Origin of the sequence: Streptomyces sp. HUAS 31, from assembly GCF_028198125.1 — a bacterium.
In the GTDB taxonomy this organism is placed as follows: Bacteria; Actinomycetota; Actinomycetes; order Streptomycetales; family Streptomycetaceae; genus Streptomyces; species Streptomyces chartreusis.
The window spans coordinates 8,358,679-8,379,638 of sequence record NZ_CP116353.1; the positions used below are offsets into that span (position 1 = coordinate 8,358,679).

Here is a 20,960-nt window from a genome sequence, read left to right on the forward strand (position 1 = left end):
CGCAACCGCCGTGTTCCACGGCACACAGGACGCGGACCACGAGGTCCGGGTCATGGATCCCAGTGATCAATCCCTTTCCCCCGTCGCACACCCCGTCGCACAGTGAGGTGCTGGAAAGATGGACCGCTCTTACCCCCGCTCCCGCAAGCTGGTCCCCATGGTGGCCATGGCCGCCGCGGCCGCGTTGACTCTCGCAGGCTGCTCCAGCAGCTCTGGTGGAAAGGAGTCCGAGGAGGGCGGGGCGAACGCCTCCGCGGGCAAGGCCAACACGCCCCGGATGACGGTCGCCCTGGTGACCCACCAGTCGCCCGGCGACACGTTCTGGGACATCGTCCGCAAGGGCGCCGAGGCGGCCGCCGCCAAGGACAACATCAAGCTGATCTACTCCGCCGACCCGAACGCGGGCAACCAGGCCAACCTGGTGCAGAACGCGATCGACCAGAAGGTCGACGGCATCGCGATCACGCTCGCCAAGCCCGACGCCCTCAAGGACGTCGTCAGCAAGGCGCAGAAGGCGAACATCCCGGTCGTCGGTCTGAACTCCGGTGTCAGCGAGTGGCAGAAGCTCGGCCTGATGGAGTTCTTCGGCCAGGACGAGACGGTGGCCGGTGAGGCGCTCGGCAAGCGGCTGAACGAGGCCGGCGCCAAGAAGGCCGTCTGTGTCATCCAGGAACAGGGCAACATCGGCCTCACCCAGCGCTGTGACGGCGTGAAGAAGACGTTCGAGGGCACGACCGAGACCCTGAACGTCAACGGCACGGACATGCCGTCCGTGAAGTCCACGATCACCGCCAAGCTCAAGACGGACAAGGACATCGACTACGTCGTCGCCCTCGGCGCCCCGTTCGCGCTGACGGCCGCGCAGTCCGTGGACGAGTCGGGCAGCAAGGCGAAGGTCGCGACCTTCGACCTCAACAAGGAACTGACCGGAGCGATCAAGAAGGGCGACATCGAGTTCGCCGTCGACCAGCAGCCCTACCTCCAGGGCTACCTGGCGATCGACTCCCTGTGGCTCTACAAGAACAACGGCAACTACATGGGCGGCGGCGAGGCCCCGGTCCTGACCGGTCCGGCCTTCGTCGACAAGACGAACGTCGAGAAGATCGACGCGTTCGCCGCGAAGGGCACTCGGTGATGAGCATGACCCAACAGGCTGAGCCGGCGGTGAACACACCGCCGGCCTCCGGCCCCGGCAAGGAATCCGACGGGCGGACCCGGCAGCGGCCCCTTGCGCTGCGCCTCCTCGCCCGTCCCGAGGTCGGCGTCTTCCTCGGCGCCGTCGCGGTGCTGATCTTCTTCCTCATCACGGCCCCGGCCGTGCGTGACGGCAGCTCGATGGCGAACATCCTGTATCAGTCGTCGACGATCGGGATCATGGCGCTCCCGGTCGCGCTGCTGATGATCGGCGGCGAGTTCGACCTGTCCGCCGGTGTCGCCGTGATCACCTCTGCCCTGACCGCGAGCATGGTCAGCTACCAGCTGACGATGAACGTCTGGGTCGGCGTGATCGTCGCCCTGATCGTGTCCCTCGCGGTCGGTCTGTTCAACGGCTGGCTGCTGGTCAAGACCGGGCTCCCGAGCTTCCTGGTCACCCTCGGCACGTTCCTGATCCTCCAGGGCGTGAACCTCGCCGTGACCAAGCTGGTCACCGGCAACGTCGCCACCGACGACATCAGCGACATGGACGGCTTCGAGCAGGCCAAGGCCCTCTTCGCGTCCTCCTTCGACATCGGCGGCGTCCAGGTCAAGATCACCGTGGTGTGGTGGCTGGTCTTCGCGGCGCTGGCCACGTGGGTGCTGTTGCGTACCAAGTACGGCAACTGGATCTTCGCGGTCGGCGGCAACCAGGGCAGCGCCCGTGCCGTCGGTGTGCCGGTGACGTTCACGAAGATCTCGCTGTTCATGCTGGTCGGCTTCGGCGCCTGGTTCGTCGGCATGCACCAGCTGTTCTCGTTCAACACGGTGCAGTCCGGCGAGGGCGTGGGCCAGGAGCTCATCTACATCGCCGCGGCCGTGATCGGCGGCTGTCTGCTGACCGGTGGTGCCGGTTCCGCGATCGGTCCGGTCTTCGGTGCCTTCATGTTCGGCATGGTCCAGCAGGGCATCGTCTACGCCGGCTGGAACCCGGACTGGTTCAAGGCCTTCCTCGGCGTGATGCTCCTCGGCGCCGTTCTCATCAATCTGTGGGTCCAGCGCACGGCGACCCGGAGGTGACCCGAATGACCAGCAAAGAAACCGGCACCCACGGCGCCGTCCTCCAGGACGAGGTTCCCGACAAGGACGCCCCGATCGTCGAACTGCGCGGCGCGGGTAAGGCGTACGGCAACATCCGCGCCCTGCACGGCGTCGACCTGAAGGTCTTCCCCAGCCAGGTCACCTGCGTGCTCGGCGACAACGGCGCCGGCAAATCGACCCTCATCAAGATCATCTCGGGTCTGCACCAGCACACCGAGGGCGAGTTCCTCGTCGACGGCGCACCGGTGCGCTTCTCCACCCCGCGCGAGGCGCTGGACAAGGGCATCGCGACGGTCTACCAGGACCTCGCGGTGGTTCCCCTGATGCCGGTCTGGCGGAACTTCTTCCTCGGCTCCGAGATGACCAAGGGCCCCTGGCCCGTGCGCCGTCTCGACATCGAGAAGATGAAGAAGACCGCCGACGAAGAGCTGCGCAACATGGGCATCGTCCTGGACGACCTGGAGCAGCCCATCGGCACCCTCTCCGGCGGCCAGCGCCAGTGCGTCGCCATCGCCCGCGCCGTCTACTTCGGCGCCCGCGTCCTCATCCTGGACGAGCCGACCGCCGCCCTCGGCGTCAAGCAGTCCGGCGTGGTCCTGAAGTACATCGCCGCCGCCCGCGACCGCGGCCTCGGCGTCATCTTCATCACCCACAACCCCCACCACGCCTACATGGTCGGCGACCACTTCAGCGTCCTGCGCCTCGGCACCATGGAGCTGAACGCCTCCCGTGAGGAGGTGAGCCTGGAAGAGCTCACCAACCACATGGCCGGCGGCACCGAACTCGCCGCACTCAAGCACGAGTTGTCCCAGGTACGCGGCGTCGACGTCGAGGAACTCCCCGAGGAGTCCGACCTCACCGCACCCGTGGCCTCCTCGGAAGGGAAGTCCTGACATGGCCCCTGCGCTGGACCGTATCCGGGTCGGCTCGGCCCCCGACTCCTGGGGCGTCTGGTTCCCCGACGACCCCGTCCAGGTGCCCTGGGAACGGTTCCTCGACGAGGTCGCCGAGGCCGGCTACGACTGGATCGAACTGGGCCCGTACGGCTATCTGCCGACCGACCCGGCACGGCTGACCGACGAGATCGACAAGCGGGGCCTCAAGGTCTCGGCCGGCACGATCTTCACGGGCCTGCACCGCGGCCCCGCCGTCTGGGAGTCGACCTGGCAGCACGTGAGCGAGGTCGCCGCGCTCACCCAGGCCATGGGAGCGAAGCACCTCGTCGTCATCCCGTCCTTCTGGCGGGACGACAAGACCGCCGAGATCCTGGAGCCGCCGGAGCTCACCGCCGAGCAGTGGGCCCACCTGACCAAGGGCATGGAGCGGCTCGGGCACGAGGTCAAGGAGACGTTCGGTCTCGACATCGTCGTGCACCCGCACGCCGACACGCACATCGACACCGAGGCCCACGTCGAGCGCTTCCTCGACTCGACCGACTCCGACCTGGTCAACCTCTGCCTGGACACCGGTCACTACGCCTACTGCGGCGGCGACAGCGTCAAGCTGATCGAGACCTACGGCGAGCGCATCGGCTATCTGCACCTCAAACAGGTGGACCCGGAGATCCTCGCGGACGTGGTGAAGAACGAGATCCCGTTCGGACCCGCCGTCCAGCGCGGCGTGATGTGCGAACCCCCCGCCGGCGTACCGGCGTTGGGCCCGGTCCTTCAGGCCGCGCAGAAGCTGAACGTGGACCTGTTCGCCATCGTCGAGCAGGACATGTACCCCTGCGAGCCGGACAAGCCGATGCCCATCGCGGTGCGCACCCGCAAGTTCCTGAGGTCCTGCGGCGCCTGACGATCCGAAAGGACGGCCGATCACCATGACCCAGCGTCCGCACACGCTCGGAGTCGCAGTCATCGGTACCGGAAAGATGGGCGCGGACCATGTGCGCCGCATCCAGGAGGTCACCAGCGGGGCACGGGTGACCGCCGTCGTGGACGTCGACGCGGAACGCGCCAAATCGGTCGCGGCCCGTGTCGACGGCTGCACCGTCCACACGGACCCGGCCGCCGCGATGGCGTCGGCCGACGTCGACGCGGTGATCGTCGCCTCGCCGGGCCCCGCCCACGAGGCGGCCCTCCTCGCCGCGTTCGAGCACGACCTGCCGGTGCTGTGCGAGAAACCGCTCACCCCGGACGCGGCGTCCGCGCTGCGGGTCCTTCAGGCCGAGCAGAAGCTCGGCCGGCGCCGGGTCCAGGTCGGCTTCATGCGGCGCTACGACGCCGAGTACATGAAGCTCAAGTCCCTCCTGGAGACCGGCCAGTTGGGTCGGCCGCTGATGCTGCACAACCGGCACCGCAATGTCGCCAGCCCGCCCGGCTGGACCTCCGAGATGCTCATCAACGACTCCGTCACGCACGAGATGGACGTGACCCGCTGGCTGCTCGGCCACGAGATCACGGCCGTCACGGTGCTCGCCCCGACGCCGTCCGCGAACGCCCCGAACGGCATCCGCGACCCGCAGTTCGTGGTCTTCGAGACGGACGGCGGCGCCATCGTCGACGTCGAGATCTACGTCAACTGCGGCTTCGGCTACCAGGTCCAGGCCGAGGTCGTCTGCGAACGCGGCACCGCCCGCGTCGGCGACGGCCACGCCATGGTCACCAACGCGGCCGGCCGCTGGGGCGGCATCATCGCCCAGGACTACATCGAACGCTTCGCGGACGCCTACGACCGGGAGGTCCAGGCCTGGGTGGACGCCACCCGCCGCGACGAGGTCACCGGCCCCAGCGCCTGGGACGGCTACGCGGTGGCCGCGGTGTGCGAGGCGGCGGTACGGGCACTGGAGGAGGGCGGCCGGATGCGGGTGGAACTGGTGGAGCGGCCCGCGCTCTACGCCTGACGACGATCCGTCGCGCGTCGCCACGACGCACCGGAGGGCCGGGGAACTTCCCCGGCCCTCCGGTGCGTTCGGTTCGCCCGTGGCCCTCAGCCCGTGAGCGTCGTACGCGGCCGCGGCTCGAACCCCGCCGCCCGGTACGACTCGTCGATCAGCCGCATCGTCGCCAAGGCGTCGTCCGCGTCCAGCGGGAGTGGGTTGTCCCGGCGGATGTGGGCGGCGAGGGCCTCCAGTTGGTAGGTGTACGACGAGCGGGTGCCGAGGTGTTCCGTGCGTTCGCCGTCCGGGGTGCGTACCACGAGGCGGTCGTCGAGGTGCGGGAGGACGAAGTTCGGGGCCAGGGCCTCGCCGCGGGAGCCGATGACGCGGCAGCTCATCTCCAGGTCGTCGTACGCCATGTGGCAGCGGGCCGACGCGGTGGTACCGCCCGGGAACTCCAGGTCGGCGTCCAGCCACTCGTCGACGCCCGGAGCGCCTGTTCGCTGTCCGCCGCGTGCCGAGACGAGCCGTGGCGCGCCGCCGGCCCAGGGCGCGAGCATCCGCACCGCGTGCAGGCTGTAGCAGCCGAGGTCCATCAGGGCCCCGCCGGCCAGTGACAGTGACCAGCGCGGGTCGGAGTCGCCGGGGGCCGGGATCGCCACCAGCGTCTCCACCCGCCGGAGCTCGCCCAGTTCGCCGCTCTCGACGATCTCGTGCAGACGCCGGGTCACCGGGTGGAAGAGGTAGTGGAACGCCTCCATGAAGACGCTCCCGGACTTGACGGCGGCATCCCGTACCTCGGCCGCCTCCTCGGCGTTGCTCGCCGACGGCTTCTCCGACAGGACGTGCTTGCCGGCCGCGAGCGCGGCGAGGTTCCACGGCCCGTGCAGACCGTTGGCGAGCGGGTTGTAGACGACCTCGACCTCGGGGTCGGCGAGCAGGTCGGCGTAGGAGTCCGCCACCCGCTCCACGTCGTGCTCGTCGGCGAACGCCGCGGCGCGGGACCGGTCGCGCGCGGCCACCGCCACAAGGCGGTGGCCGGTCGTCCGGGCCGGACCCACGAGAGAGAGCTCGGTGATGCGTGCCGCGCCCAGCACGCCGATGCGCAGCGGTTCCCGGCCCGTGTCGTTCATCCCTGGCGTACCTCCTCGATCGTGACCGGACGGTGCTCGTTCAGCGACAGTGTGCAGGCGTCCGCGATCCAGCCCGCCTCCAGCGCGTCCTCGATGGTGCACGGGGAGGGCCTGGTGCCCGCCACGACCTCGGTGAACGCGGTGAGTTCGGCGCGGTAGGCCGCGGTGAAGCGGTCCATGAAGAAGTCGTGCGGGGTGCCCGCGGGGAACGTCACGCCGGGCTCGACCGAACGCAGCGGCAGCTTGTCCTCCAGGCCGACGGCGATGGAGTCGGCGAAGCCGTGGATCTCCATGCGGACGTCGTAACCCCGGGCATTGTGGCGGGAGTTGGAGACCACCGCGATCGTGCCGTCGTCCAGGGTGAGAATCGCGCCCGTGGTGTCGGCGTCGCCCGCCTCCTTGATGAAGTCGGCACCCTTGTTGCCGCCGACGGCGTACACCTCCTTCACCTCGCGGCCGGTCACCCAGCGGATGATGTCGAAGTCGTGCACCGAGCAGTCCCGGAAGATGCCACCGGAGGCGGCGATGTAGGCGGCCGGCGGCGGCGCCGGGTCCAGGGTGGTCGAGCGTACGGTGTGCAGCTTGCCCAGCTCGCCGCTCTGCACCGCGGCGCGGGCGTTGACGAACCCGGTGTCGAAGCGCCGGTTGTAGCCGATCTGGATCGGCACGTCCTTGCCCTGGACGGCCTTGAGCACCTCGACGCCCTCGGCCATGGTCCTCGCGACGGGCTTCTCGCAGAAGACGGGGATGCCGGCCTCGACGCCGGCCAGGATCAGCGCGGGGTGGGCGTCGGTCGCGGCGGCGACGACGATGCCGTCCACGCCGGCCGACAGCAGGGCCTGAGGCGAGTCCACGACCTCCGCCCCGAACCGCTCCGCGGCGGCCTTGGCGGCCTCCGCGAACGGGTCGGTGACGACGAGGGAGTCGACCGCGTCGAGTCCGGAGAGGGTCTCGGCGTGGAAGGCGCCGATACGGCCGAGGCCGAGGATTCCGATGCGCATGAGCTGTGCTGCTTTCTTCGGGTGTGATTGCTGTCCGTGCTGCTTCTTCAGTCCAGGCCGCCCAGGACGTTCTGGTCCCAGTCGATCACCGACCCCGTGACCACCCCGGACCGCTCCGACAGCAGGAACACCACGAAGTCGGCGATCTCGTCGGGCTGGCCCAGCTTGCCCATCGGCAGCCTCGCGGCGGCCTCCTCGCGCCAGTCGTCCCTGGCGCCGTGGAAGGCCCTCTGTGTGGCGTCCTCGCCCTCGGTCGCGGTCCAGCCGATGTTGAGGCCGTTGATCCGGATCCGGTCCCAGCGGTGCGCGTGCGCGGCGTTGCGGGTGAGCCCGATCAGGCCCGCCTTGGCGGAGACGTACGGCGCGAGGAACGACTGCCCGCCGTGCGCCGAGGACGTGATGATGTTGACGATCGTGCCGGGTGCCTTGCGGCCGAGCATGTCCGTCACGGCGGCCTGCATGGCGAAGAACGGCGCCTTCAGGTTGATCGCGATGTGCTGGTCGAACAGCTCGGGCGTGGTGTCCAGCAGCGTGCCGCGGGACGTCAGCCCCGCCGAGTTGACCAGGCAGTCGACCCGGCCGTAGGCGTCGACGACCTCGGCGACGGACGCCTTGGCCTGCTCGGCGTCCGACAGGTCGGCCCGCACGAACATGGCCTTGCCGCCGGCGGCGGCCAGCTCGGCCACCAATGCCTCACCGGGTTCCGGGCGACGCCCGGTGACGGCCACGACCGCCCCCTCGCGGACGGCCGCCCGCGCGATGGCGGCGCCGACGCCCTGACTGCCGCCGTTGACGAGGACGACCTTGTCGTCGAGAAGTCCCATGCCTTGAGGGGTCCTTTCAGCTCTGGCGCCGCTCGGCGCCGGCCCGCAGTTGGTCACGCAGGGCCTCGGGGGTCCATGCCCCGGCCAGCGCGCGCCGTACGACGTCCGCCTGGGACGGCGGGGCCAGCCCGTCGACCGGCGGGTCGCTGTCCAGGTTGGTCGGGAAGGGGTAGCCCTCGGCGCTCGCGGCGATCACGTTCGTCGTCCAGGCCTCGTCCGCGCCCTCGCCCGCACGCCGCAGCAGTACGGGGAACACGGCGTTCGCGACGGCCTCGCGGTCCACGGTCTCCATGGCCCGCCCGAAGGCGGAGGACACCTGGAGCAGGTTCGCCATGCGCCGGATGCCCGCCGACCGGTTGGTGCCGGCGGCGTGGAACAGCGCCGGGTTGAAGAAGGCCGCGTCGCCCTTGGCGAGCGGGAGCTGGACGTGGTGCGCCTCGAAGTACTCCCGGAACTCCGGCAGTCGCCAGGCCAGGTAACCCGGCTCGTACGACTGCGAGTACGGCAGGTACATCGTCGGCCCGGACTCCACCGGCATGTCGCAGTGCGCGACGGCGCCCTGGAGGGTGAGCACGGGGGAGAGGCGGTGGACGTGGGCCGGGTAGGCCGCCGCGACCTCGTTGGAGAGGAAGCCCAGGTGGTAGTCGCGGTGCACGTTCTGCGCGGCTCCGCCCGGGTTGACCACGTTGACCTGCGAGGTCACCTGGTAGCCGGGCCCGAGCCAGGCGGTCGAGACCAGGGCGAGGATGTCGTTGGCGTAGTAGTCGGCGAACGCCTCGGGGTCGTACAGGGCCGCCTTCTCCAGCGCGTTCCAGACCCGGTCGTTGGCGCCCGGCTTGGCGAAGTGGTCCCCGGCCGTCGCGCCCGAGGCGCGCTGCTCGGCGATCAGGGCGTCGAACACGGCACTGAGCCGGTCGACGACGCCGTGGTCCGCGAAGGCGCCCTGGAAGACCACGATGCCCGGACCGTCGGTCAGCGCACGGGCCAGCTCGGCCCGCACCGCCCGGTCGTCCTCGGCCCCGCGCAGCCGGTCGCTGTCGTAGACCAGGACCTCGCGCTCCACGGCGGAGGCGTACGGGTAGTCGGCGAGGTCGGTCGTGCGCTGGACCAGCTCACGGAACTCCGCGAGGTCGCAGTCGTGCTCGGACAGCCAGGTCCGGCGGTGTACGGAGGTGAAGGACATCGGTGTCCTCTCGGTGACAGGAGCGATTCAGCGATGCCATTCTTGTCATGACAATCCCGTCGAACAACCAGCAGGCATCCATCAAAAACCCCTCAAGGAGCCGTCGCATGGGGCACCCCTTCCCGATCCGGGAGATCGCACGTCAGGCGGGCCTGAGCGAGGCCACGGTCGACCGGGTGCTCAACGAGCGCGGAGGGGTGCGGGAGAGCACCGTGCGGGAGGTCCAGCAGGCGATAGCCGACCTGGACCGGCAGCGCACCCAGGTGCGACTGGTGGGCCGGACGTTCATGATCGACATGGTCGTGCAGGCGCCCGAACGGTTCACCACCGCCGTACGCGCCGCCCTGGAGGCCGAGTTGCCGTCCCTGCACCCGGCGGTGGTGCGCTCGCGCTTCCACTTCCGTGAGACCGGGCCGGTGCCGGAGCTGACCCGGACGCTGGACCGCATCGCGCGGCGCGGCTCACAGGGCGTGATCCTGAAGGCCCCGGACGTCCCCGAGGTCACCGCGGCCGTCGCCCGGCTCGCCGAGGCCGGCATCCCGGTGGTGACCCTGGTGACGGACCTGCCCTCCACCGCGCGCCTCGCGTACGTCGGCATCGACAACCGGGCCGCGGGCGCGACCGCCGCGTACCTCATGGGCCAGTGGCTCGGCGACCGCCCCGGCAATGTGCTGACCAGCCTCAGCAGCGGGTTCTTCCGCAACGAGGAGGAGCGCGAGATGGGCTTCCGCAGTGCCATGCGCACCCTCCATCCGGACCGCACGCTCGTCGAGATCGCCGAGGGCCAGGGGCTGGACGCCACGCAGTACGACCTCGTCCGGGCCGCGCTGGAACGCGACCCGGACATCCGTGCCGTGTACTCGATCGGTGGCGGCAACATCGCGACGCTGAGGGCTTTTCAGGACGCGGGCCGTGAGTGTGCGGTGTTCGTCGCGCACGATCTCGACCACGACAACACGCGGCTGCTGCGGGAGCATCGGCTGTCCGTCGTGCTGCATCACGATCTGCGGCAGGACCTGCGGGAGGCGTGCCATGTGGTGATGCGGGCGCATGGGGCGTTGCCGCCGGCCGGGGTGACGACGCCTTCGGCGATTCAGGTGGTCACGCCGTACAACATGCCGGGTTAGGTCGTCGGGCGGGTGAGGGTGGCGCTACTCGCCGGGGAAGTCGATTCCGCACCGGTGTCTGATCTCGTCCATCACCCTCATGGCGGCGATCGAGTCGGCCAGGGGGCGCAGCGGAGTCTCCAACTGCCCGTTCTTGATGCAGCGGGCCACCTCGGTCGCCTCGAAGTGCAGGCCCTCGTGGGCGGTGCGGGGTTCGGCAGACGAGCCCACCGCCCGCCTTGTCGTCCTCGCGCACGACTTCGACGCACTCCGCGACGGTCGGTGCCGGCGGCTTCTCGCACAGCACCGGCTTCCCGGCACGCACCGCGGCCGCGGCCAGCTCGGCGTGCGTCGAGTCGTGCGAGGCGATGACCACGGCGTCCACACCGGGATCGGCGATCAGCGCCCGCGCGTCGGGGCTCACCCGCGCGCCCGGTACGGCGTCGGCGACAGCGCGGGAACGCGTCTCGTCGACGTCCGTCACCGCCACGACCTCGGCGTCCGAGACATGGCCGTGCAGCAGCCGCACATGGTCCGCGCCCATCACGCCGGCGCCGACGACACCCACCCGGACCGTCATGCCGGCACCTCCACATCCACCCAGGAGCCGCTCTCGGCCGACCGGGACATGGCGTCCAGTACGGCGGCGCTGTGCACGGCGTCCGCGAGGGTCGCCCCGTGCGGGGTGCCCTCGGCGATCGAGCGCAGGAAGCGGTACGCCTCGATCACCTTCAGGTCGTCGTAGCCCATGCTCGTCGCGGCGCCCGGCTGGAACGCGCCGTACTCGCCCTGCGCCGGGCCGACGTAGAGGGTGCTGACAGGCTGGTCCTGGTAGCTGGTGCCCCGGCTGATGCCGAGCTCGCCCATGCGGCGGAAGTCCCAGAACACCGCGCCCTTGGTGCCGTGCACCTCGAAGCCGTAGTTGTTCTGCTCGCCGACCGACACCCGGCAGGCCTCCAGCACACCGCGGGCGCCGGAAGCGAAGCGCAGCAGGCAGTTGACGTAGTCCTCGTTCTCGACCGGGCCGAGCTCACCGGTGGCGAGGCTGTGCCCGGCGATGGCGCCGGTCGGCCGGGCGCGCTCGGGCACGAAGATCGCGGTGTCGGCGGTCAGCGAGGCGATGTCGCCGAGCAGGAAGCGGGCCAGGTCGACGCCGTGCGAGGCGAGGTCGCCGAGCACGCCGCTGCCACCGCGCTCACGCTCGTAGCGCCAGGTCAGAGCGCCCTGCGGGTGGGCCGCGTAGTCGCTGAACAGCCGGACGCGGACATGCGTGACGGTGCCGATCTCACCGGAGGCGATCAGCTCGCGGGCGGTCTCCACGGCGGGGGCGTTGCGGTAGTTGAAGCCGACCGCGCTGTGCACGCCGGCCGCGGCCGCCGCGTCGGCCACCGCGCGGGCGTCCTCGGCGGTCAGACCGACCGGCTTCTCGATCCAGATGTGCTTGCCGGCCTCGGCCATCGCCACGCCGATCTCCCGGTGCAGGAAGTTCGGGGCGGTGATGCTGACGGCCCGCACGCTCGGGTCGGCGGCCACCTCACGCCAGTCGCGGGTCGTCGAGGCGAACCCGAACTGCGCGGCGGCCTCCTCGGCCCGGCCGGGCACCTCCTCGGCCACGGTCAGGAGCCGCGGACGCAGGGACAGTTGCGGGTAGTGGTGCGGGACGCGGGCGTACGCCTGGGTGTGCACCCGTCCCATCCAGCCGAATCCGACGACGGCGACGCCGAGCGTGTCCACCATTGCAGCCCCTCTTTGGACCGGTCCATTTTCTGTCCGGGCCACCTTGGGTTCCTTTTGTGACCGGTGTCAACCCCTCCGGCTCCCTTTGACAAGGGCGGGTGCCTGTGGAACGGTCCATCCTCATGAGACCGCCGACCATCCGTGACGTCGCCGACCGGGCCGGCGTCTCCAAGTCGCTGGTCTCGCTCGTGCTGCGCGGCTCGGAGCAGGTGCGCCCGGAGAAGCGGGAAGCCGTCCTGCGGGCCGTGACCGAACTCGGCTACCGTCCCAACGCCGCCGCGCGCAGCCTCAGCGAGCAGCGCACCCGCACGGTCGGTGTCCTCCTGAACGACCTGCGCAACCCCTGGTTCGTGGACATGCTGGAGGGCCTCAACTCCCTCCTGCACGACAACGGCCTGCACATGCTCCTGGCCGACGCCCGCCTCAACCGCCGCACCGGTCAGGACCCCGCCGGGCCCTTCCTGGACCTGCGGGTCGACGGCCTGGTCGTGGTCGGCACGCTGCCCGACCCGGCCGCTCTCGGGACGGTCGCCGAGCGGCTCCCGGTGGTGGTCGCGGGCGCCCGCGAGCCGGCCCTGCCCGGCGTGGCCGTCGTCGCCAACGACGACGAGCGGGGTGCCCGCCTGGTCACCGAGCACCTCATCGGGCTGGGCCACCGGCGCATCGCGCACATCGCGGGGTACGGCGCGGTCGGCGAGCTGCGGCGGCGCAGCTTCGAGGCCACGATGCGGGCGCACGGCCTCGCGGACGAGGCTCTCGTCGAGTCGAGCGACATGACCGAGGAGGGCGGCTACCGCACGACGGTCCGCCTGCTCAGCCGCCCGGACCGGCCGACGGCCGTCTTCGCCGTGAACGACATCGCCGCGATCGGTGCCTTGTCGGCGGCCGAGGAGTCGGGACTGCGGGTCCCGCGCGACCTCTCCGTCGTCGGCTACGACAACACGAGCATCGCCCGGCTGCGCCACGTCTGGCTCACCACGGTCGACAACGCCAGCCACGAGGTCGGCCGCCGCGCGGCCCGATGCCTGCTCGACCGTTTCGAGGGCGCCACCGGAGCGGGCGAACTCCACCTCGCCGCACCGACGCTGGAGATCCGGGGCTCGACGGCGCCGCCGCTCACAGGTTGATCGAGTACGCCTTCCGCAGCGTCTCGTGCACCGTCCACGTCGTACGGTCGCCCTCGCGCAGCACGGCCATGTCGCCGGGCCCGACCTTCAGCGTCGGCCCGTCCTCGACCTCGATGGTGGCCGAGCCGCTGATCACGACGAACAGCTCGTCGGCCTCGGTGTCGGTGACCACGCCCGGCGTGATCTGCCAGATGCCCCGCACCTGACGGCCGTCCTGCGACTCCCACACCACCTTTCCGGTCACCTCGGGCGTCCCGGCCAGGATCTGCTCCGGGGCCAGGGGCTCGGGTTCGAGGTCGGCGTCGGGGATGTGCAGTGCGAAGCTGTGCGTCATGCGGCCGACCCTAGCCGGGGTGGGCGAGGGAGCGGCCTGGACAGAGTGTGCGGTGTCGGCGGGGTCGGGCTGACACATCGTCGCCGCCGAGCCTCAACCGTGTGCCCAATACGGCGGACAAAATTGTTGACAATTATGTTTGGCTAGATTTACGTTCGACAGGCACTCACTCAGGGAGGGCACATGCCGAACGAAGCCCGTCCGGGCACCGGAGAGCAGGCCAAACAGCATGCGCTCGCGCAGCTGCGGCAGGCGATCCTGCACGGCGAGATGGCACCGGCCCAGCGGCTGGTGGAGAACGAACTCGCCGAGCAGTTCGGTGTGACACGGGCCAGCATCCGCGCGGCACTCATCGATCTGGAGGCTCAGGGACTGGTCGAGCGGATCCGCAACCGTGGCTCACGGGTGCGGGTGGTGACCGTGGAGGAAGCGGTCGCCATCACCGAATGCCGCATGGTGCTGGAAGGACTCTGCGCGGCGAAGGCGGCGGTCGCCGCCAGCGACGAGCAGCTGACCGTGCTGGCGGATCTCGGTACGGCCATGACCAAGGCCGTCGACGACGGCGAGCCGATGACGTACTCCGAGCTGAACCAGGAACTGCACGCCAGGATCCGTGAGTTCTCCGGCCAGCGCACGGCCGTGGAACTGCTGGAGCGGCTCAACGCACAACTGGTGCGCCACCGCTTCCAGTTGGCGCTCAGGCCCGGTCGCCCGCAGCACTCCCTGAACGAGCACCTGGCCATGATCGAGACGATCCGCGCCAGGGACCCGCAGGCGGCCGAGGCGGCCGTCCGCGCCCATCTCACCAGCGTGATCGAGGCGTTGCGCGACTGACGCACACGCACGGGACGCGGGGGGAGGCGGGCGCCCACCTGTCCAGCTAGGAGATTGCACCCATGACCCAGGCCAACGCGCCCGCCGTCCCACGTTCCACCCTCGTCATCACCGCGCACGCCGGCGACTTCGTGTGGCGGGCGGGCGGCGCCATCGCCCTGGCCGCCTCCCGGGGCGAGAAGGTCACCATCGCCTGCCTGACGTTCGGCGAGCGCGGCGAGTCCGCCAAGGCCTGGCGCGAGGGCCGGAAACTGGCGGAGATCAAGGCGATACGCCGCGACGAGGCCGAGCGCGCCGCGGCCGTCCTCGGCGCCGAGGTCCGCTTCTTCGACGCTGGCGACTACCCGCTGCTGCCCACCGCCGAGCTGACCGACGAGCTCGTCGCCGTCTACCGCGAGACACAGCCCGACGTCGTCCTCACCCACCCGACCGAGGACCCGTACAACGGCGACCACCCGGCCGCCAACCGCATGGCCGTCGAGGCCCGGATCCTCGCCCAGGCCATCGGCTACCCCGGCGACGGCGACATCATCGGCGCCCCGCCCGTCTTCTACTTCGAGCCGCACCAGCCCGAGATGAGCGGCTTCAGGCCCGAGGTCCTGCTCGACATCACCGAGGTGTGGGACACCAAGCGGGGGGCCATGGAGTGCCTCGGCGCCCAGCAGCACCTGTGGGACTACTACACCGACCTCGCCGTACGCCGCGGCGTCCAGCTCAAGCGCAATGCCGGCCCCAACCTGGGCCTGGCCCACCGGACGTTGGCCGAGGCGTACATGCGCCCCTACCCGCAGATCGCGCAGGAGCTGGCATGAGCGGCGTCATCGTCACCGACCCCCCGAAGGCGGAACTGAAGGACGTCGACGCGCTGGCCTGCTTCGGCGTCGCGACCGTGAGCGAGGCCATGGGACGGACCGGGCTGCTGGGCCCGGGAATCCGCCCCGTCCAGCAGGGCGTACGGGTCGCCGGCACCGCCGTCACCGTGCTGAGCTGGCCCGGCGACAACCTCATGATCCACGCCGCGGTGGAGCAGTGCGGCGAGGGCGACATCCTCGTCGTCACCACCACCTCCCCGTGCACGGACGGTCTCTTCGGCGAGCTGTTCGCGACCGCCCTCAAGCAGCGCGGGGTGCGCGGGGTCGTCATGAACACCGGCATCCGCGACACCCAGGAGCTGCGGGACATGGGCTTCCCCGCCTGGTCGCGGGCCGTCTCGGCGCAGGGCACCGTCAAGGCCACCGGCGGCTCGGTGAACGTGCCGGTCGCGATCGACGGCCAGGTCGTCCACCCGGGCGACGTGATCCTCGCCGACGACGACGGGGTCGTGGTCGTCCCCCGCGCTCGCGCCCGGGAGACGGTCGAGAGGGCGGAGGCCCGCGAGGCCAAGGAGGCCGCGACCCGCGCCGCCTTCCTCGACGGCCAACTCGGCCTGGACCGCTACGGGTTGCGGGAAACGCTTGTACGGCTGGGGGTGGTCTACAAGTCGTACGACGAGTACGACGAGTACGTCCGTGACGACCGCGGCAGCGCACCGCGGGACGGGGAACGGCCATGACGCGGCGTCCCGCCGAGGTCCGCTGCATGCTGATGCGCGGCGGCACCTCCAAGGGCGCCTACTTCCTGGCCGCGGACCTGCCCGCAGAACCCGCCGCCCGCGACGAGCTGCTGCTGCGCGTCATGGGCAGCCCGGACGAGCGGCAGATCGACGGGCTGGGCGGCGCGCACCCCCTCACCAGCAAGGTCGCCGTGGTGTCACCCTCGTCCGATCCACGGGCCGACGTCGACTACCTGTTCCTCCAAGTCGCCGTCGATCGACCAGAAGTGAGCGCCCGTCAGAACTGCGGGAACATCCTCGCCGGAGTCGGCCCGTTCGCCGTGGAGCGCGGGCTCGTCCCGGCGGGGGAGGAGGAGACCTCCGTACGGATCCGCATGGTCAACTCCGGCGATCTCGCGACGGCGACCTTCCCGACCCCCGGCGGCCGGGTCGAGTACACCGGCGACGCCGAGATCTCCGGCGTGCCCGGCACCGCCGCTCCCGTGGTGATCGAGTTCCCGCCCGGCGCCGGGAAGCTGCTGCCCACGGGCAGGGTCCGCGACACGCTGGACGGCACGACGGTGACCTGCGTGGACAATGGCATGCCGACCGTACTGATCACCGCCACCTCCCTCGGCGTCACCGGCTACGAGACGCCCAAGGACCTGGAGGAGGACCTGGCGCTCGCCGACCGGCTCCGCGAACTCCGTCTGGTGGCAGGCCACTTGATGGGGCTCGGCGACGTCTCGGACGCCACCGTCCCCAAGCTCACCCTCCTCGCCCCGCCCCGCCACGGCGGCGCGATCACCACCCGCACCTTCATCCCCGTCCGCTGCCACACGTCGATCGGTGTGCTCGGCGCGGCGAGCGTCGCCGCCGGGCTGCGCGTCGAGGGCGGCGTCGGTGCGGACCTCGCCCGCCTCCCCGGCGGCGGCGACCGCATCCGCATCGAACACCCCACGGGATTCCTGGACATCGAGAGCGGCCTCGCCACCGACGCCACGGGTCTGCCCACCGCCCGCCGTACGGCCGTGGTCCGTACCGCCCGAAAGATCTTCGACGGCACCGTCTTCCCCAGGTCCGCCGAGACGGCCCCACTGCCCGCACCCACCCCCGGAGGCCCCCGATGACCCCGCCGCTCGGCGACATCGCCCACATAGGCCACGCCCAGCTGTTCACCCCGGACCTGGACGCCAGCGTCGCCTTCTTCACCGACTACCTGGGGCTCACCGTCAACGGAGAGCAAGGCGAGACCGTCCACCTGCGCACCTACGACGACTACGAGCACCACAGCCTGGTGCTCACCGCCCGCGACCGGCCCGGCCTCGGCCGCATCGCCCTGCGCACGTCCGGCGAGGAGGCACTGCAACGCCGTGTCGAGGCCGTCGAGGCCGCGGGTGGCAGCGGCAAATGGGTCGAGGACGAGCCAGGACTCGGCAGGCTGTACCTCACCACCGACCCCGACGGGCACGAACACGCGCTGTACTGGGAGAGCGAGTACTACCGGGCCCCCGAGGAGCTGCGGCCGGCGCTGAAGAACCAGCCGCAGGCCAAACCCAACCGGGGCGTCGGCGTACGGCGCCTGGATCACGTGAACTTCCTCGCCGCCGACGTGCTCGCCAACGCCGAGTTCCAGGAACAGGTGCTGGGAGCCCGGCCCACGGAACAGATCCGCCTCGACTCCGGCCGAATCGCGGCGCGTTGGCTGACGTACACCGACAAGTCGTACGACGTCGTCTACACCTCGGACTGGACAGGATCCAGCGGCCGGCTGCACCACATCGCCTTCGCGACCGACACCCGCGAGGACGTCCTGCGCGCCGCCGACCTCGCCATCGACACCGGCGTGTTCATCGAGACGGGCCCGCACAAGCACGCCATCCAGCAGACGTTCTTCCTGTACGTCTACGAGCCCGGCGGCAACCGCATCGAGCTGTGCAACCCGCTCACCCGGCTCGTGCTGGCCCCGGACTGGCCGCTGATCACCTGGACCGAGGCCGAGCGCGCCAAGGGGCAGGCGTGGGGCCTGAAGACGATCGAGTCATTCCACACCCACGGGACACCCCCGGTCGCCTGAGACGGCCCCCTGCGCCAGGCGCTTCCCCAGGAGCCCTCGATTGTCGCTGAGATTGTTGACAAAAGTGTTGACTGTTCAGTCGTCCGCTCCTTAGCGTCTGGCGCACAACGCACGAGAGGAAAACAAGGGTGTCCTCCTCCCCCTCCCCGTCCGCTCGCGTCGGCAGACTGGCCGTGGTGGCCGTCGGCCTGTGCTGGCTGGCCGTCCTCTTCGACGGCCTGGACATGTTCATCTACGGCTCGGTGCTGCCCCACATGCTGGCCGAGAAGGCCCTCGGGCTGACCCCCGACAAGGCCGGTGACCTGGGCAGTTACGCCACCTTCGGCATGCTGGTCGGCGCCCTGACGGCGGGCACGGTCGCCGACCGGATCGGCCGCAGGAAGCTGATGGTGGCCTGCGTCGCGCTGTTCTCGCTGGCGTCCGCGCTGTGCGCGACGGCGGGCAGCGTCGCGGTGTTCGGCCTCGGCCGGACCCTCGCCGGCATCGGGCTCGGCGGGCTGCTGCCGACCGCGATCAGCATGGTCTCCGACTACGCCCCGCGCGGCCGCGGCGCGCTCACCATCGGGATGCTGATGACCGCCCACCACGCGGGCGGCATCCTCTCCGCCTACGTCGCCCTGTGGGTCGTCGAACCCCTCGGCTGGCGGGCCGCGTTCTGGTTCTGCGTGCTCCCGCTGCTGTTCGTGCCGGTGCTGGTCCGGTTCCTGCCGGAGTCGCTGAGCTTCCTGGTCGCCAAGGGCCGCACCGATCAGGCGCGTGCACTGGCCGACCGCTACGAGGTCGAACTGCCCGCGGCCCCGGCCGACAGGCAGGCCGCGGGCGACCGTTGGAACGCCCTGGCCAACCTCTTCCGGGGCGGCGAGTGGACCCAGACCCTGCTGTACTGGCTGGCCTCCTTCGGCGGACTGCTCCTCGTCTACGGCGTCGCCACCTGGCTGCCCACCCTGATGCGCAGCGAGGGCTATAACCTCGGCTCGGCGCTGACGTTCGTGGTCCTGTTCAACCTCGGCGGCATCGTCGGCATGCTGGTCGCGGGGCGCGCCTCCGACCGGTTCGGCGCCCCGCGGATCTCGGCGATCTGGTTCGCGCTGACGGCCGCCGGGGTCTTCCTGCTCAGCGTTCACATGCCGCTGGCACTCACCTTCACGGTGGTGTTCCTGACAGGCGTGTTCCTCAACAGCGCACAGACCATGATCTACGCGACGGTCTCGATCGGCTCCCGCCCCGAGAACCGGGCCACGGCCGTCGGTTGGACCTCCGGCATGGGCCGCTTCGGCGCCGTCTTCGGGCCGTGGCTCGGCGGCCAGTTGCTCGCCGCGAACAACGGCGACTGGGGCTTCACCGCCTTCGCCCTCGCGGGCCTTTCGTCCATGGTCTTCATCGGGATCGCCGCCCTGCGCGGCTCGAAGCGGACGGCCTCGACGGGCAGCGAACAGGAGTTGATCGGCGCGCACTGACCGACGGACGCCGACCCTCGGGGGAGAGTCGAGACGCCGCTCGCCGCGGTCATATGGGGCGAGCGGCGTCCGTCATATCAACTGGCCCTTCATATGTACTGATGGTCCGAACTGGGTTATACGACGGTCTCGCGTATTGTTGCGTCATATGCCCGCTGTGACGCGTGGCGGCTCTCGGGACGTCGGGGGCAAGTGAGTTGAACTTGAAGGGGGACGGGGGACGTGGTGGCACTTCTCGCAGTGGTGGCCGTCGTCGGATACATGGCAAAGGCAGGACTGCCCTGGTGGGTGGTGGCGGCAGTGGCCCTGTTGACGGCTGGATTCGCCGCGGGGGTGTCCGGGGGGCCGGCCCGGGGCGGCAGAAGCACGGCGGCGCCCGGCCCGGCCCTACCGCCGGCTCTGCCCCCGCTGGACGACAGGGACACGGTCGACCCGCCGATCGCGGCGAACGTGGGTGCGGCGGCCCCCGACGGCTGGGACACCCCGGCCCCGACGGCGGGCTCGGACCGGGCCCTCAGGTGAGGCGACCGCCCGTGGCCTCCCGCAGATGCCGGGCGATGAGGCCGTAGACCTCGCGCGCCTTGGCGTCGTCCAGCCCGTCGTACCCGTGGTCGGAGCCGGCCACGTCGTGGTGCTCGACCAGCGCCCCGGCCGCGCGCAGCCGCTCGGCGTAACGCTCGCCCTCGGCCCGCAGCAGGTCGTACTCGGCGGTGATCAGCAGTGCCGGGGCGATGCCCTTCAGGTCGGCGGTGTCGGAGGGGTGCGCCGGGGAGACGAGCCGGTCGGCCCGCCGGTGCACGTCCGGGACGTACGACGTGTCGAAGACGTCGGCCATCCAGGGCCGCAGCATCGGCTTGGCGATGGCGGCGCGCTTGTCGCGGGCGTTCGTCGCAAGGTCGAGCGGGGGATAGTGCAGCACCTGAAGGGCGATCGAAGGACCGCCCTCTTCCAGTGCCTGCCGTGCCACGGCCGCCGCGAGTCCGCCCCCGGCGCTCTGTCCGCCCACGGTGAGCCGCTCGCCGTCCCAGCCCTCCTGGGTGCCGTGCTCCGCGACCCACCGGACGACCTCGTACGCCTGCAGTGGCGGCGCCGGGAACGGATGCTGCGGGGCGACGGCGTAGTCCACGTTGATCACGACCGCCCCGGCGTCGACGGCGAGGAGACGGCACAGCGGGTCGTCGACCTCGGTGAGCGTCATGACGTAACCGCCGCCGTGGAAGTTGACGTGCACCGGCGCAGAGGGCTCGGTGTTCGGGGGCAGATACACGGTGACCCGAGCGGGTGCGATCGACGTCGGAATCGTCAACTCGCGTACCTTGCGCGGATATTCGGGAAACCGCGCGTGCCAGGACGAGGCCGACCCCCGTCCGGCGGCACGGCGTTCCGCCGTCACCGTCGCCCGCTGCATCACCTTGGCCACCAGGGTGGCCACCGAGGGCCGGGCCAGCACAGACATACGGCTCCGATCGGTCGCGGCCCACGGGCCTGCCACTCCACAGGGAGACTTTATTGAAGTAGGCAATTATAGGTGCCGACAATAATGGGTCAAGGGTTGAGTCG

The 20,960-nt window shown here is 70.6% G+C and carries 22 protein-coding genes and 1 pseudogene; 14 read left to right on the top strand and 9 right to left on the bottom strand.

What is annotated here, in order from left to right:
- Window positions 1-118 precede the first annotated feature (118 nt).
- From PGH47_RS37020 to PGH47_RS37040, 5 genes are read left to right on the top strand one after another with little or no spacing between them, the layout of a single operon-like run.
- The gene (locus PGH47_RS37020; protein WP_271667057.1) at window positions 119-1,135 is read left to right on the top strand and encodes a sugar ABC transporter substrate-binding protein; all 1,017 of its coding nucleotides are present in this window, start codon (window positions 119-121) and stop codon (window positions 1,133-1,135) included.
- Window positions 1,135-2,214, top strand: a complete 1,080-nt coding sequence (locus PGH47_RS37025) for an ABC transporter permease (RefSeq protein ID WP_271667058.1) — start codon at window positions 1,135-1,137, stop codon at window positions 2,212-2,214. The genes PGH47_RS37020 and PGH47_RS37025 overlap by 1 nt, the downstream gene beginning before the upstream one ends.
- Window positions 2,215-2,219: 5 nt before the next feature.
- Window positions 2,220-3,128, top strand: a complete 909-nt coding sequence (locus PGH47_RS37030) for an ATP-binding cassette domain-containing protein (protein WP_271667059.1) — start codon at window positions 2,220-2,222, stop codon at window positions 3,126-3,128.
- Between the two features lies 1 nt (window position 3,129).
- Window positions 3,130-4,032, top strand: coding sequence for a sugar phosphate isomerase/epimerase family protein (locus PGH47_RS37035; RefSeq protein ID WP_271667060.1), 903 nt, complete (start codon window positions 3,130-3,132; stop codon window positions 4,030-4,032).
- Window positions 4,033-4,057: 25 nt separating this feature from the next.
- The gene (locus tag PGH47_RS37040; RefSeq protein WP_271667061.1) at window positions 4,058-5,080 is read left to right on the top strand and encodes a Gfo/Idh/MocA family protein; all 1,023 of its coding nucleotides are present in this window, start codon (window positions 4,058-4,060) and stop codon (window positions 5,078-5,080) included.
- Window positions 5,081-5,166: 86 nt separating this feature from the next.
- On the opposite strand, the gene PGH47_RS37045 is transcribed toward PGH47_RS37040, so the two are convergent.
- Genes PGH47_RS37045 through PGH47_RS37060 form a run of 4 tightly spaced genes read right to left on the bottom strand, consistent with a single transcriptional unit; the run spans window position 5,167 to window position 9,197 of the window.
- A complete protein-coding gene (locus PGH47_RS37045) occupies window positions 5,167-6,189 on the bottom strand; it encodes a Gfo/Idh/MocA family protein (protein WP_271667062.1) in 1,023 nt (340 codons plus the stop codon).
- Window positions 6,186-7,190 carry a Gfo/Idh/MocA family protein gene (locus tag PGH47_RS37050; protein ID WP_271667063.1) on the bottom strand — a complete coding sequence of 335 codons (1,005 nt, stop codon included), beginning with the start codon at window positions 7,188-7,190 and terminating at the stop codon, window positions 6,186-6,188. The genes PGH47_RS37045 and PGH47_RS37050 overlap by 4 nt, the downstream gene beginning before the upstream one ends.
- A gap of 47 nt (window positions 7,191-7,237) precedes the next feature.
- Window positions 7,238-8,014 carry an SDR family oxidoreductase gene (locus tag PGH47_RS37055; RefSeq protein ID WP_271667064.1) on the bottom strand — a complete coding sequence of 259 codons (777 nt, stop codon included), beginning with the start codon at window positions 8,012-8,014 and terminating at the stop codon, window positions 7,238-7,240.
- Between the two features lie 16 nt (window positions 8,015-8,030).
- Window positions 8,031-9,197 (bottom strand): phytanoyl-CoA dioxygenase family protein, encoded by a 1,167-nt coding sequence (locus PGH47_RS37060; RefSeq protein WP_271667065.1) that lies wholly within the window; start codon window positions 9,195-9,197, stop codon window positions 8,031-8,033.
- A gap of 107 nt (window positions 9,198-9,304) precedes the next feature.
- On the opposite strand from PGH47_RS37060, the gene PGH47_RS37065 reads away from it, so the two are divergent.
- Window positions 9,305-10,324 carry a LacI family DNA-binding transcriptional regulator gene (locus PGH47_RS37065; protein ID WP_271667066.1) on the top strand — a complete coding sequence of 340 codons (1,020 nt, stop codon included), beginning with the start codon at window positions 9,305-9,307 and terminating at the stop codon, window positions 10,322-10,324.
- A 24-nt stretch (window positions 10,325-10,348) separates the two neighbouring features.
- On the opposite strand, the gene PGH47_RS37070 is transcribed toward PGH47_RS37065, so the two are convergent.
- The 3 genes and pseudogenes from PGH47_RS37070 to PGH47_RS37080 form a co-directional block, all read right to left on the bottom strand.
- Window positions 10,349-10,534 carry a hypothetical protein gene (locus tag PGH47_RS37070; protein ID WP_271668302.1) on the bottom strand — a complete coding sequence of 62 codons (186 nt, stop codon included), beginning with the start codon at window positions 10,532-10,534 and terminating at the stop codon, window positions 10,349-10,351.
- A gap of 13 nt (window positions 10,535-10,547) precedes the next feature.
- Window positions 10,548-10,883: pseudogene (locus tag PGH47_RS37075) on the bottom strand (Gfo/Idh/MocA family protein); the annotation flags it as partial.
- Window positions 10,880-12,040 (bottom strand): Gfo/Idh/MocA family protein, encoded by a 1,161-nt coding sequence (locus PGH47_RS37080; RefSeq protein WP_271667067.1) that lies wholly within the window; start codon window positions 12,038-12,040, stop codon window positions 10,880-10,882. The pseudogene PGH47_RS37075 and the gene PGH47_RS37080, both read right to left, overlap by 4 nt.
- Window positions 12,041-12,162: 122 nt before the next feature.
- On the opposite strand from PGH47_RS37080, the gene PGH47_RS37085 reads away from it, so the two are divergent.
- A complete protein-coding gene (locus tag PGH47_RS37085) occupies window positions 12,163-13,167 on the top strand; it encodes a LacI family DNA-binding transcriptional regulator (protein WP_271667068.1) in 1,005 nt (334 codons plus the stop codon).
- Here the strand turns inward: PGH47_RS37085 and PGH47_RS37090 are convergent.
- A complete protein-coding gene (locus PGH47_RS37090; RefSeq protein WP_271667069.1) occupies window positions 13,157-13,501 on the bottom strand; it encodes a cupin domain-containing protein in 345 nt (114 codons plus the stop codon). The genes PGH47_RS37085 and PGH47_RS37090 overlap by 11 nt on opposite strands.
- Before the next feature lie 183 nt (window positions 13,502-13,684).
- Here PGH47_RS37090 and PGH47_RS37095 point away from each other — a divergent pair, with 183 nt between their 5' ends.
- From PGH47_RS37095 to PGH47_RS37125, 7 genes are all read left to right on the top strand, one after another.
- Window positions 13,685-14,335, top strand: coding sequence for a GntR family transcriptional regulator (locus PGH47_RS37095; RefSeq protein WP_150498712.1), 651 nt, complete (start codon window positions 13,685-13,687; stop codon window positions 14,333-14,335).
- Window positions 14,336-14,397: 62 nt separating this feature from the next.
- Window positions 14,398-15,147, top strand: coding sequence for a PIG-L deacetylase family protein (locus PGH47_RS37100; protein WP_030966990.1), 750 nt, complete (start codon window positions 14,398-14,400; stop codon window positions 15,145-15,147).
- Window positions 15,144-15,887, top strand: a complete 744-nt coding sequence (locus PGH47_RS37105) for a 4-carboxy-4-hydroxy-2-oxoadipate aldolase/oxaloacetate decarboxylase (protein ID WP_271667070.1) — start codon at window positions 15,144-15,146, stop codon at window positions 15,885-15,887. Before PGH47_RS37100 ends, PGH47_RS37105 begins: the two co-directional genes overlap by 4 nt.
- Complete coding sequence (locus tag PGH47_RS37110; RefSeq protein WP_271667071.1) at window positions 15,884-16,996, top strand: 4-oxalomesaconate tautomerase; 1,113 nt, start codon at window positions 15,884-15,886, stop codon at window positions 16,994-16,996. Before PGH47_RS37105 ends, PGH47_RS37110 begins: the two co-directional genes overlap by 4 nt.
- Window positions 16,993-17,943, top strand: coding sequence for a VOC family protein (locus PGH47_RS37115; RefSeq protein ID WP_271667072.1), 951 nt, complete (start codon window positions 16,993-16,995; stop codon window positions 17,941-17,943). Before PGH47_RS37110 ends, PGH47_RS37115 begins: the two co-directional genes overlap by 4 nt.
- 128 nt (window positions 17,944-18,071) lie before the next feature.
- Window positions 18,072-19,400, top strand: a complete 1,329-nt coding sequence (locus PGH47_RS37120; protein WP_271667073.1) for an MFS transporter — start codon at window positions 18,072-18,074, stop codon at window positions 19,398-19,400.
- Window positions 19,401-19,625: 225 nt separating this feature from the next.
- Window positions 19,626-19,922: a hypothetical protein gene (locus PGH47_RS37125; RefSeq protein ID WP_271667074.1), complete on the top strand. Its 297-nt coding sequence runs from the start codon at window positions 19,626-19,628 to the stop codon at window positions 19,920-19,922.
- Here PGH47_RS37125 and PGH47_RS37130 read toward each other — a convergent pair.
- Window positions 19,915-20,856 carry an alpha/beta hydrolase gene (locus tag PGH47_RS37130; RefSeq protein ID WP_271667075.1) on the bottom strand — a complete coding sequence of 314 codons (942 nt, stop codon included), beginning with the start codon at window positions 20,854-20,856 and terminating at the stop codon, window positions 19,915-19,917. The two genes, PGH47_RS37125 and PGH47_RS37130, sit on opposite strands and share 8 nt — an antisense overlap.
- Window positions 20,857-20,960 lie beyond the last annotated feature (104 nt).

What these genes read in the sequence shown, in the direction of transcription:
- PGH47_RS37020 (WP_271667057.1), top strand. Translation starts at nt 119, where the DNA reads ATGGACCGCTCTTACCCCCGCTCCCGCAAGCTGGTCCCCATGGTGGCC.
- PGH47_RS37025 (WP_271667058.1), top strand. Translation starts at nt 1,135, where the DNA reads ATGAGCATGACCCAACAGGCTGAGCCGGCGGTGAACACACCGCCGGCC.
- PGH47_RS37030 (WP_271667059.1), top strand. Translation starts at nt 2,220, where the DNA reads ATGACCAGCAAAGAAACCGGCACCCACGGCGCCGTCCTCCAGGACGAG.
- PGH47_RS37035 (WP_271667060.1), top strand. Translation starts at nt 3,130, where the DNA reads ATGGCCCCTGCGCTGGACCGTATCCGGGTCGGCTCGGCCCCCGACTCC.
- PGH47_RS37040 (WP_271667061.1), top strand. Translation starts at nt 4,058, where the DNA reads ATGACCCAGCGTCCGCACACGCTCGGAGTCGCAGTCATCGGTACCGGA.
- PGH47_RS37045 (WP_271667062.1), bottom strand. Translation starts at nt 6,189, where the DNA reads ATGAACGACACGGGCCGGGAACCGCTGCGCATCGGCGTGCTGGGCGCG.
- PGH47_RS37050 (WP_271667063.1), bottom strand. Translation starts at nt 7,190, where the DNA reads ATGCGCATCGGAATCCTCGGCCTCGGCCGTATCGGCGCCTTCCACGCC.
- PGH47_RS37055 (WP_271667064.1), bottom strand. Translation starts at nt 8,014, where the DNA reads ATGGGACTTCTCGACGACAAGGTCGTCCTCGTCAACGGCGGCAGTCAG.
- PGH47_RS37060 (WP_271667065.1), bottom strand. Translation starts at nt 9,197, where the DNA reads ATGTCCTTCACCTCCGTACACCGCCGGACCTGGCTGTCCGAGCACGAC.
- PGH47_RS37065 (WP_271667066.1), top strand. Translation starts at nt 9,305, where the DNA reads ATGGGGCACCCCTTCCCGATCCGGGAGATCGCACGTCAGGCGGGCCTG.
- PGH47_RS37080 (WP_271667067.1), bottom strand. Translation starts at nt 12,040, where the DNA reads ATGGTGGACACGCTCGGCGTCGCCGTCGTCGGATTCGGCTGGATGGGA.
- PGH47_RS37085 (WP_271667068.1), top strand. Translation starts at nt 12,163, where the DNA reads ATGAGACCGCCGACCATCCGTGACGTCGCCGACCGGGCCGGCGTCTCC.
- PGH47_RS37090 (WP_271667069.1), bottom strand. Translation starts at nt 13,501, where the DNA reads ATGACGCACAGCTTCGCACTGCACATCCCCGACGCCGACCTCGAACCC.
- PGH47_RS37095 (WP_150498712.1), top strand. Translation starts at nt 13,685, where the DNA reads ATGCCGAACGAAGCCCGTCCGGGCACCGGAGAGCAGGCCAAACAGCAT.
- PGH47_RS37100 (WP_030966990.1), top strand. Translation starts at nt 14,398, where the DNA reads ATGACCCAGGCCAACGCGCCCGCCGTCCCACGTTCCACCCTCGTCATC.
- PGH47_RS37105 (WP_271667070.1), top strand. Translation starts at nt 15,144, where the DNA reads ATGAGCGGCGTCATCGTCACCGACCCCCCGAAGGCGGAACTGAAGGAC.
- PGH47_RS37110 (WP_271667071.1), top strand. Translation starts at nt 15,884, where the DNA reads ATGACGCGGCGTCCCGCCGAGGTCCGCTGCATGCTGATGCGCGGCGGC.
- PGH47_RS37115 (WP_271667072.1), top strand. Translation starts at nt 16,993, where the DNA reads ATGACCCCGCCGCTCGGCGACATCGCCCACATAGGCCACGCCCAGCTG.
- PGH47_RS37130 (WP_271667075.1), bottom strand. Translation starts at nt 20,856, where the DNA reads ATGTCTGTGCTGGCCCGGCCCTCGGTGGCCACCCTGGTGGCCAAGGTG.